This is a genomic window from Pseudomonas sp. S4_EA_1b (assembly GCF_016307435.1).
Classification (GTDB): domain Bacteria; phylum Pseudomonadota; class Gammaproteobacteria; order Pseudomonadales; family Pseudomonadaceae; genus Aquipseudomonas; species Aquipseudomonas rhodesiae.
This window is the reverse complement of record NZ_JAEILC010000174.1, coordinates 20,400-30,149: the sequence shown is the minus strand read 5'-3', so window position 1 is coordinate 30,149 and position 9,750 is coordinate 20,400. Positions and strand designations below refer to the sequence as shown.

The 9,750-nt window shown below is 50.1% G+C and carries 8 protein-coding genes; all 8 read left to right on the top strand.

The features are described 5' to 3' along the window. Positions 1–563, top strand: a 563-nt coding sequence (locus tag YA0848_RS34865; protein WP_198731570.1) for an oligosaccharide repeat unit polymerase, incomplete at its 5' end; no start/stop codon positions are given. Between the two features lie 17 nt (positions 564–580). Beyond that, positions 581–1,624, top strand: a complete 1,044-nt coding sequence (locus YA0848_RS34860) for a glycosyltransferase family 4 protein (protein ID WP_198731569.1) — start codon at positions 581–583, stop codon at positions 1,622–1,624. A gap of 48 nt (positions 1,625–1,672) precedes the next feature. Next, the gene (asnB, locus tag YA0848_RS34855; RefSeq protein ID WP_169867541.1) at positions 1,673–3,559 is read left to right on the top strand and encodes an asparagine synthase (glutamine-hydrolyzing); all 1,887 of its coding nucleotides are present in this window, start codon (positions 1,673–1,675) and stop codon (positions 3,557–3,559) included. Further along, on the top strand, positions 3,556–4,698 hold the full coding sequence (locus YA0848_RS34850; protein ID WP_040266140.1) for a glycosyltransferase family 4 protein: 1,143 nt from the start codon (positions 3,556–3,558) through the stop codon (positions 4,696–4,698). Before asnB (YA0848_RS34855) ends, YA0848_RS34850 begins: the two co-directional genes overlap by 4 nt. Then, entirely contained in the window at positions 4,698–6,653 is a 1,956-nt protein-coding gene (gene asnB, locus YA0848_RS34845) for an asparagine synthase (glutamine-hydrolyzing) (protein ID WP_169867542.1), read from the top strand. The genes YA0848_RS34850 and asnB (YA0848_RS34845) overlap by 1 nt, the downstream gene beginning before the upstream one ends. Before the next feature lies 1 nt (position 6,654). Next, a complete protein-coding gene (locus YA0848_RS34840; RefSeq protein ID WP_040266144.1) occupies positions 6,655–7,782 on the top strand; it encodes a glycosyltransferase family 4 protein in 1,128 nt (375 codons plus the stop codon). A gap of 105 nt (positions 7,783–7,887) precedes the next feature. Continuing rightward, on the top strand, positions 7,888–8,490 hold the full coding sequence (locus YA0848_RS34835) for a sugar transferase (protein ID WP_169867543.1): 603 nt from the start codon (positions 7,888–7,890) through the stop codon (positions 8,488–8,490). Positions 8,491–8,574: 84 nt separating this feature from the next. Continuing rightward, entirely contained in the window at positions 8,575–9,750 is a 1,176-nt protein-coding gene (locus YA0848_RS34830) for a DegT/DnrJ/EryC1/StrS family aminotransferase (RefSeq protein ID WP_040266148.1), read from the top strand.

Sequence of the window (9,750 nt, the reverse complement as noted above, 5' to 3'; positions counted from 1 at the left end):
TAGGTTTATTGTTTTTTATAATTTTATTTGTGGGCGCTATAGCCACAAATAAGATTGATGTAAGTTCAGGTGAAAGTGCAGGCGGAGTTATGTCTATCATGCTGAGACATATTGCAGGTTATGCGCTTCAAGGGCCGATTCTATTTTCGCTGTATTTTGATGGCACGGCTCGAGTCTTCGAAAACTGGAATCCCTTCATATCCGTTTGTCACTTGCTTTCTATGGCTCAGTTGTGCACCCCTTTACCCATGCACTCAGAGTTCAACTTATATGGCGATGGCTTAGAGGGTAACGTTTATAGCTTGTATTTTTCCATTTTTCCCGGGTTCGGCATGTTGGGTATGGTTTTGTTTATTGCGCTGTATTCGGCGGCTTCAACCTATGCTTACCTGAAGGCTAAGCAAGGAAACATTTTATATATGGTAATCTCTGGCTACTTGTATTCAGCGATTATATTATCATTGTTTTCCGATACGTTTCTACCTTCGTTATGGTTCTTCATGAAGGTGTTTGTGATTGTAGTCTTTGTGTTGTTGTTTTTTTCAAAAAAACCAATTTCATAATTTATAAGGTCGATGATATGAAAGATGAGATTTCGGTTATGGCATTTGCGCAGGGTGATAAGGTGCCGAGCACACGATTTAGAGTGGACTATCTAAAGAGTGGATTAGAAGCAAAAAAAATTAAAATGCATGTCTCCAACGCTTATGAAAGCGCCTATCCGCCGAGTGCTCGCGCGCAAAGGTTGCTTTGGATCATTAAGGAGTTTTACTCCCGGTTTTTTGGTGTATGCAAAAGCTTTAAACATGATGTAATCATATTACAGAGGGAGATGATTTCGACGCTTCCTACTCTGGAGAGGTTTACCAAAAGCCCACGAATTTTGGATGTTGATGACGCGATTTGGTTACACAGAAATGGGTGGGCGGTTGAGAAAATTGCGAAGCGTGTCGATCACATAGTTTGTGGAAATAGTTATATTGCCGAATATTTTAGAAAGTTTAATAAGCCGATTACTATTATTCCCACGCCCGTGGATGTTGATAGATTTCGTCCTTTGAAAAAAGACTGCGTTGCTAAAATAATCGGTTGGTCAGGCACCTCCGGAGGATTTAAGTTTCTATATGATATAGAAGATGCACTGGCTCAGGTCCTCAAGGAAAACAAAGGTTGGAAGCTGCGCATTGTTTCTGACCGGCGTCCGCGTTTCGACAAGATTCCTGGTGAGGCTGTTGAATTTGTACCCTGGGCAGTAGAGAATGAAGTCAACTCTATTGCAACCATGGATATCGGCCTTATGCCGCTGGATGATACGCAGTGGTCGCGAGGCAAGTGCAGTTATAAGATGTTGCTGTATATGGCTTGTGGCATTCCGGTCGTGGTATCCGACGTTGGTATGAATAGCGAGATTTTAAAAGATGGGTTTATCGGCTATGGGGTGGTTACATCTGCTGAGTGGTATCAGTCTTTGAGTGCGTTGATTAACAATCCGTTAGACAGAGATCGTGCGGGCCAACATGCCCGGGATATCATCGTTAACAAGTATTCCCAGCATCAGGCGATTAATGAGTGGGAAAGAATAATCAGAGAAACTGCTGAAAAAAAGCAGTTGATGGCGAAATAAGTATTTATACTGTTTGGCAGAAAAATTCTAATAGGGAAGGGTTTCGTAGTGTGTGGAATAGCCGGTTACTTTCATTCGACGCCGTCCTCTATAACTGATCGTCATGTGGTTCAGATGGTCCAGGCCATAAATAAGCGTGGCCCCGACGGCTCTGGAGCGTGGACTGATGATGCGCAGATTGTATTAGGTCATGCTCGTCTGGCTATTCAGGACCTCTCACCAGCCGGCCACCAACCTATGGAAAGCGCTAACGGGCGTTATGTGATCGCGTTCAACGGCGAAATTTATAATCATCAGACGCTGCGCAAATCACTCGAAGGTCAATCCGAGGCGCCTATTTGGCGTGGTCACTCTGACACGGAGACTCTTTTAGCATGCTTCAACAGCTGGGGCGTGGAGAAAACTCTTCAAGCGACCGTGGGTATGTTTGCTATGGCTTTGTGGGATCGTGTAGACAATAAACTTGTCCTTGCACGTGATCGGCTGGGTGAAAAGCCGCTTTATTGGGGCTGGTTGGGTGACATTCTGGTCTTCGGGTCTGAGCTTAAAGCGCTTAAGCAACATCCTGACTTCAAAGCAACTGTTGATAGGGATGCGTTAGCTTTATACCTTCGCCATAATTATGTGCCCGCCCCGTACAGTATATATGAAGGTATAGAAAAGCTAATGCCTGGCCACTATGTCAGTATTTCCTTAGGCCAAAAAAGAGAGTCGGTTAAGCCAGCTTATTTCTGGTCGTACAATGATGCTGTTGTGAAAGGTTTGGATCAGCCTCTAGTTTGCAGTGAAACTGCCATTGTAGACGCGCTTGAATTGCAGCTAACTGAAAGTGTTGGGATGCAAATGCTATCTGATGTGCCCCTGGGTGCGTTTTTAAGCGGCGGCGTCGACAGCAGTCTAATTGTTGGCCTGATGCAGAAACAAAGTCGGCGGCCAGTCAAAACCTTCACCATCGGTTTCAGTGAGGCAGGCTTTAATGAAGCGGAACATGCCTTGGCTGTCTCCCGTCACCTTGGTACCGAGCACATGGAAATATACATTCAGCCGAAAGACGCGCTGGATGTTATCCCCCACTTACCAGCGATTTATTGTGAGCCATTTGCCGATAGTTCGCAGATTCCAACGTTCCTGGTTAGCCAGCTTGCAAAACAGCAAGTCTCGGTCGCTCTGAGCGGCGATGCGGGTGACGAGCTGTTCGGTGGCTATAACCCCTACCAATTCACACCGCAGGCGTGGAACCACGTCAGTAAAGTGCCGATTTCTTTGCGGCGATTGGCCGCGAGCTCACTCAAACTATTGCCGTTGAGGGGCAGGGTTGAAAAGCTGGTGGATATTATGAACACATCCACCCGAGAAGATTTTTATCGTCAGATGATCAGTCACTGGAAGGATCCTCTAGTCGCGGTTATAGATGCAAAAGAGCCTGCCACACTGTTGAATACACCCACGAGCTGGCCTTCCACTACGGGCAGATACGAAGAGTGGATGATGGCGATGGATGCGCAAACCTATATGGTCGACGATATCTTGGTAAAAGTTGATCGCGCCGCGATGGCCAACAGTCTTGAAACACGTGTTCCATTGTTGGATCACCGCGTTGTCGAATTGGCCTGGCGTATTCCCTTGCCGATGAAAATTCGTGAGGGCGTAGGCAAGTGGGTATTAAGAGAGGTGCTCTATCGGCATGTTCCTCAGCATTTGATTGAGCGTCCAAAAAAAGGCTTTTCCATTCCTATCGCTTCGTGGTTGAGGGGCCCATTGCGTGAGTGGGCCGAAAATCTTTTGAGCGAAAGCCGGTTACGTCAAGAAGGTTTCTTCCACCCTGCGCCTATTCGCCAGATCTGGGCACAGCACCTTGCTGGACATGCGGATTATTCAAGCAGGCTGTGGAGTGTTTTGATGTTCCAGGCTTGGCTAGAGGAGCAAGGCGGGTGAAAGTTACCCATGTAATTGTCGGCCTCAATATCGGTGGCGCTGAGTTGATGCTGCGTCGACTTTGTGAATCTTTAAACTTCAGCTCCGAAGACGAGCACCGTGTTATTTCCTTGACGGATCTGGGCGAGGTCGGCGCATTGCTGCGTGCTCATGGCGTCACTGTTGATACCTTGGGCATGCGTGGCGCTTGGGATGTTTTTAGAGCATTCAACAAGCTGGTGCGTCTTTTACAGTCTAGTAAGCCTGATGTGGTTCAAACTTGGATGTATCACGCTGATTTGCTGGGCGGCCTCGCTGCGCGTCGGGTCGGTGTCAAAGCGGTTATCTGGGGTATCAGAACCACTGATGTCAGTAAAGGAGGAGGAAGGGCGACGATCATTATTCGCAAACTGTGCGCGTGGCTTTCGTCGAGTGTGCCCAGCGTCATCGTCTGTGCTGCGCAAGCGTCGAGAGCATCGCATGTTGCGGTCGGTTACTCGCCTGGCAAGATGACTGTCATTCCTAATGGGTTTGACCTGGAACGCATGGTTGCTCAACCTCAAGATCGTGAATCCATTCGTTCGACGCAAGGTATTGGTGAGGATGATTTGGTTATCGGTAGCCTCGGACGTTATAACCAGGTTAAGGATCATTCCAGTTTCGTCAAGGCAGCAGGGCTAGTGGCTGCCAGATTCGCGCATGTCAAGTTCTTGATGGTAGGTCGCGATGTGGATCATGCCAACTCCGCGCTAATGGCCGAAATAGCGGCAACTGGGTATCCTGACCGGTTTGTGCTTCTGGGCGAGCGTCGGGATGTGCCGGCATGTTTTAAGGCGATGGATATATTTTGCCTGCATTCCTTGACCGAAGGCTTTCCCAATGTTTTAGGCGAAGCCATGAGTATGGCGTTGCCTTGTGTTACTACAGATGCAGGAGACGCCGCTTTTCTGCTGGGTGAAAATGGATTCGTCGTGCCCATACAAGACCCTCTGGCATTGGCTGAGGCGTTGGCGAAGATAGCGGGGGCGACGTTTGCCGAACGCACAGCGATGGGGCAGGGGTCCTATAAGCGGATTGTTGAAAATTTCACGATGAAATGTACTGAGCATAAATTCAAAGCAATCTATGACAGGCTTTACTTAAATCAGGACGTTCATTAATGTGTGGTTTCAGTGGAGTTTTCCAGAGCGGTAATGGTGATTTGGTCTCTGTCGTTACCGGAATGAACGATGCCCTTACGCATCGTGGCCCCGATGATCGTGGGGTGTGGGTCGACGAGAATGCGGGGCTCGCCCTTGGGCATCGACGCTTGGCAATTGTCGATCTGTCGGAGGCTGGTCATCAGCCGATGCATTCCAGCTGTGGGCGTTTTGTGATCGCCTTCAACGGCGAGATCTACAACCATGCTGAACTCAGGCACAAGTTGGACAGTGAGGGGGTGTCGCCGCAGGCATGGCGAGGTCATTCTGACACCGAAGTATTTCTTACAGGCCTTGCAAGCTGGGGGGTCGAAAAGACCTTGCAAGCTTCTGTGGGGATGTTTGCTTTCGCGCTTTGGGATAGGCAAGAGCAGGTATTGACTCTTGCACGTGACCGGATTGGCGAAAAGCCTTTGTATTATGGCTGGCAGGGCGACACTCTGCTTTTGGGTTCAGAGCTTAAGGCTATCAAGGCGTTCCCGCGGTTCACCGGGGAAGTGGATCGCGGTGCGTTGACGTTGCTGCTACGTCACAACTGCATTCCGGCGCCTTACAGTATTTACAAAGGCATCGCGAAGCTTGAGCCTGGTCACTACGTAATACTTGCACTGAACAATCTTGCTGCCGCAAAAGTCGCAGTCCCTCGAGCTTATTGGCGTCTCAATGACGCAGTTGCGAGTGGTATCGCCAACCCCTTCCAGGGAACCCCAGAAGAAGCGACGGATTTACTGGAGGCACAATTACTTTCCTCTATTGGCCAGCAAATGCTCGCAGACGTGCCTGTGGGGGCATTTCTGAGCGGCGGTGTTGATAGCAGCACCATCGTGGCCCTGATGCAGGCAAAAAGTACTCAGCCGGTTCGTACCTTCACTATCGGATTTTACGAGGGCGGCTACGACGAAGCTACACATGCCAAGGCTGTCGCCCAGTACCTGGGTACGCAACATACCGAGTTGTATGCGCGTCCTGAGGATGCGCTAGCCATGATTGCGCGCCTACCCTCGATGTATTGCGAGCCGTTTAGCGATAGCTCGCAGATTGCAACGTTTCTTGTCAGCCAATTGGCGGGCAAGCAGCTGAAGGTTGTGTTAAGTGGTGATGGCGGAGACGAGCTCTTCGGCGGTTACAACCGTTATCTTGGCGCCAGGAAGGTCTGGTCGAAAATGCAGCAGTTACCGCCATTTGCCCGTCAATTAAGCGCCGGGCTTTTACGGTCACTTTCGCCTTCCAGCTGGGATACTCTGTTTCGTATCTCCAAGCCATTGTTGCCCAAGCATCTACACCTCAGTACGCCAGGTGATAAGGCGCATAAATTGGCTGACATTCTGAGGCTCGCGGATGGTCATGAGTTCTACCTTCAGCTGAACAGCCATTGGGCCGATCCTGCCAGCGTTGTGATTGATGGTGAAGAGCCCAAAACCATTTTCACTGACCCTTCGCGCTGGCCACAAACCGATAGCTTTGAGCATTGGATGATGGCGATGGATGCGCAAACCTATATGTCTGATGACATCATGGTTAAGCTTGATCGTGCAACCATGGCGGCGAGTATTGAGGGGCGCGTCCCATTGCTTGACCATCGGATCGTCGAACTGGCTTGGCGGATGCCGCTCGATCTGAAAATTCGGAATGGGCAAGGCAAGTGGTTGCTGCGTGAGGTGCTGTATCGACATGTTCCCAAGGAGCTTATCGAGCGCCCGAAGCAAGGATTTGGTATTCCACTGGACAGTTGGCTTCGAGGGCCACTACGGGAATGGGCAGAGGAGCTTTTAAGCGAGGATCGACTGCATCGTGAGGGGTATTTTTATCCTGAGCCTATCAGGCGAAAGTGGGAGGAACATTTGAGTGGCAAGAAAAACTGGCAGCACCACCTGTGGGACATTCTGATGTTTCAAGCATGGTTAGCCGAGCAGTAAAATGAAATTTCTTTTAATCGCAAGTTATGCTGACTCATTGATCAATTTTCGTGGTCCTTTAGTAGATGCGTTACGTGCACAGGGGCAGGAGGTTCATGTCGCCGCACCAGATATGCCTCCTGGCTCCGCTGTTCGGGTGCATCTCGAGCAAAAGGGTGTAGTAGTGCACGAGATACCTCTAAGGCGAGTGGGCATGAACCCATTTGCCGATCTCCTCACTCTTGTTGCGCTGTGTAAGCTGATGCGGGATATCAAACTTGATTCGGTATTGGCCTATACAGTCAAACCGGTTATCTATGGCTTGTTGGCCGCGCGGATCATGAAGGTGAAGCGTCGTTTCGCGCTGATTACGGGCTTGGGTTATGCGTTTCAATCAGCGGGCAGTCAGGCAGGTGGAGCCCGAGCAATGCTTAAGGCGCTCGTGCAACGCCTGTATGCACTGGCGCTAAGTTCAGCTACACGGGTTTTTTTCCAGAACCCGGACGACGAAGCACTTTTCAAACAGTTGCGCTTGGTCTCGGTGGATACACCGTCGACCGTGGTAAATGGCTCGGGTGTCGACGTGAACGATTTCAAGGTTGCGCCGTTTCCAGAGCATCTAAGTTTTCTCCTGATTGGTCGACTACTGGGTGATAAGGGAGTCCGAGAGTTTGTTAGTGCAGCACGTGCCGTGAAGTCCAAACATGCACATGTGATATTCAAGATCGCAGGGTGGATCGATGAAAACCCCAACGCCATTGCCCGTGAGGAGCTTGAGGCCTGGATCGTAGAGGGAACAGTTGAGTATCTGGGGCGGTTGAAAGATGTCAGACCCGCAATTGCAAACTCAAGCGTGTATGTTCTTCCCTCGTATCGCGAGGGCACGCCTCGAACTGTTCTAGAAGCAATGGCTATGGGACGGGCAGTGATTACCACAGATGCTCCTGGATGTCGGGAGACTGTGATTGATGGTGTGAACGGATTCCTGGTTCCTGTCCAGAAAGTCGATGAGCTGACGACGGCCATGTTGAGCTTTGCTGAAAACCCGCATCTTGTCTCTATGCTGGGCAATAAATCTCGTGAGCTGGCAGAGCTTAAGTACGATGTTAAAAAAGTCAACGCGGCGATGTTGCAGGGCATGGGGATATAGTTATGGGGTACCGCTGTCAGCTACTGCCGGTGTCCAGGCTAATAAAAGCTTCTGTGTCAAAGGTGTAGTTTAAGCATTGCTTATATACTTTGTGTTAGGTGGATAATGTTAAAGCGTTCAATAGATATTCTAGTATCCCTGTGTGCCCTGCTTCTATTGGCGCCGGTCATGGTTATAGTCGCCTGGCTGGTCAAACGCAAGCTCGGTTCGCCCGTCCTTTTCAAACAGGTCAGGCCGGGGCTGAACGCCATGCCATTTACGATGGTGAAGTTTCGAACCATGCGTGATGAGGTTGACAGTGATGGCAAACCTCTGCCCGACGCAATGCGTATGACTCGGTTCGGCAGTTTTCTACGCTCCAGTAGTCTGGATGAGCTTCCTGGCCTGTTCAATGTTCTCAAAGGGGACATGAGCCTTGTCGGGCCCCGGCCGCTGTTGATTGAGTACCTGCCGCTATATAGCACCGAGCAATATCGCCGTCATCACGTCAGGCCAGGTGTGACGGGTTGGGCTCAGGTGAATGGCAGAAACTCGGTAAGCTGGGAGGAAAAATTTGAGCTGGACGTCTGGTATGTTGACAATCGAACTTTTTGGCTTGACATTAGAATAATTTTCATGACATTGAAAAAAGTTGTGATCCGGGAAGGTATAAATGCAAGTGGCCAGGCAACAATGCAACGATTTACGGGCTCAAAGGAGCCTGAATGAGCAGCGACAGGTTAGTTAATGAGAATCGGCTTTATAGCTTTATAGTCGTATGTCCTTTTCGGCATAAAAATTAGGATTCTGTGTATGCTGGGTACAACATTCTCTCCTTGGCCTTCTTTCAGTGAAGAAGAGGCCAACGCTGTTCGCGATGTGATCCTGTCAAATAAGGTCAACTATTGGACCGGCCAGGAAACGCGCCAATTCGAAGTTGAGTTCGCGGCTTGGGCCGGTACCGAATACGCGGTTGCGCTCACCAATGGCACCGTCGCATTAGACCTTGCGCTCAAGGCGCTGGAAATAGGCGAGGGCGACGAGGTGATAGTAACGTCTCGAACCTTCCTGGCTTCAGTGTCCAGCATCGTTAATACTGGCGCGATTCCAATATTTGCTGACGTAGACCCGGACTCCCAGAACTTCACGGCCCACTCTATTGAAGCTGTCTTGACACCTCGCACTAGGGCATTGGTCTGTGTGCATCTGGCCGGTTGGCCGTGCGACATGGATCCAATCATGGAACTTGCTGCACAGCACGATTTAAAGGTAATCGAAGACTGCGCACAAGCTCACGGTGCTCACTACAAGGGGCGGCCTGTCGGCTCCATTGGTCATATAGGGGCTTGGTCCTTTTGCCAGGACAAAATCATGACTACCGGTGGTGAGGGAGGGATGGTTACGACCAACGACAAGGAACTCTGGGCGCGGATGTGGGCCTACAAAGACCATGGAAAGAGCTGGGAGGCTGTCTACGAACGTTCTCACGCACCAGGTTTTCGCTGGCTGCACGAGAGTTTCGGAACCAACTGGAGGATGATGGAGGTTCAGGCAGTAATTGGCCGCATTCAATTGGCCAGAATGAAGGACTGGCAAGCCAGCCGCGCGAAAAATCTTGAAGCTATATGGGGTGCGGCTCGTCTTTTGCCAGCATTGAGGGTGCCGGATTTCCCTGAAGGCGATGTGCATGGCGCCTATAAATGCTACGTATTCGTTCGGCCGGAACGCTTGAAGGCACAATGGTCTCGTGATCGTATCCTTAGCGAAGTCGCGTCTCGCGGTGTGCCTGCGCTTTCCGGATCATGTTCTGAAGTCTACCTCGAAAAAGCGTTTGATGAGACTGGTTTTCGGCCGTCATCGCGTTTGCCGAACGCCAGAGAGCTTGGTGAAACGAGTATGATGTTTTTGGTGCACCCGACCTTGAAGGCTAGTGAAATCGAGCTGACGTGCAAGGTTCTGAGCGAGGTAATGGACCAAGCTTCTGTTTAA

Bases quoted from the DNA above. Each gene is read 5' to 3' on its own strand.
- YA0848_RS34860 (WP_198731569.1), top strand. From the start codon at position 581: ATGAAAGATGAGATTTCGGTTATGGCATTTGCGCAGGGTGATAAGGTG.
- asnB (WP_169867542.1), top strand. From the start codon at position 4,698: ATGTGTGGTTTCAGTGGAGTTTTCCAGAGCGGTAATGGTGATTTGGTC.
- YA0848_RS34840 (WP_040266144.1), top strand. From the start codon at position 6,655: ATGAAATTTCTTTTAATCGCAAGTTATGCTGACTCATTGATCAATTTT.
- YA0848_RS34835 (WP_169867543.1), top strand. From the start codon at position 7,888: ATGTTAAAGCGTTCAATAGATATTCTAGTATCCCTGTGTGCCCTGCTT.
- YA0848_RS34830 (WP_040266148.1), top strand. From the start codon at position 8,575: ATGCTGGGTACAACATTCTCTCCTTGGCCTTCTTTCAGTGAAGAAGAG.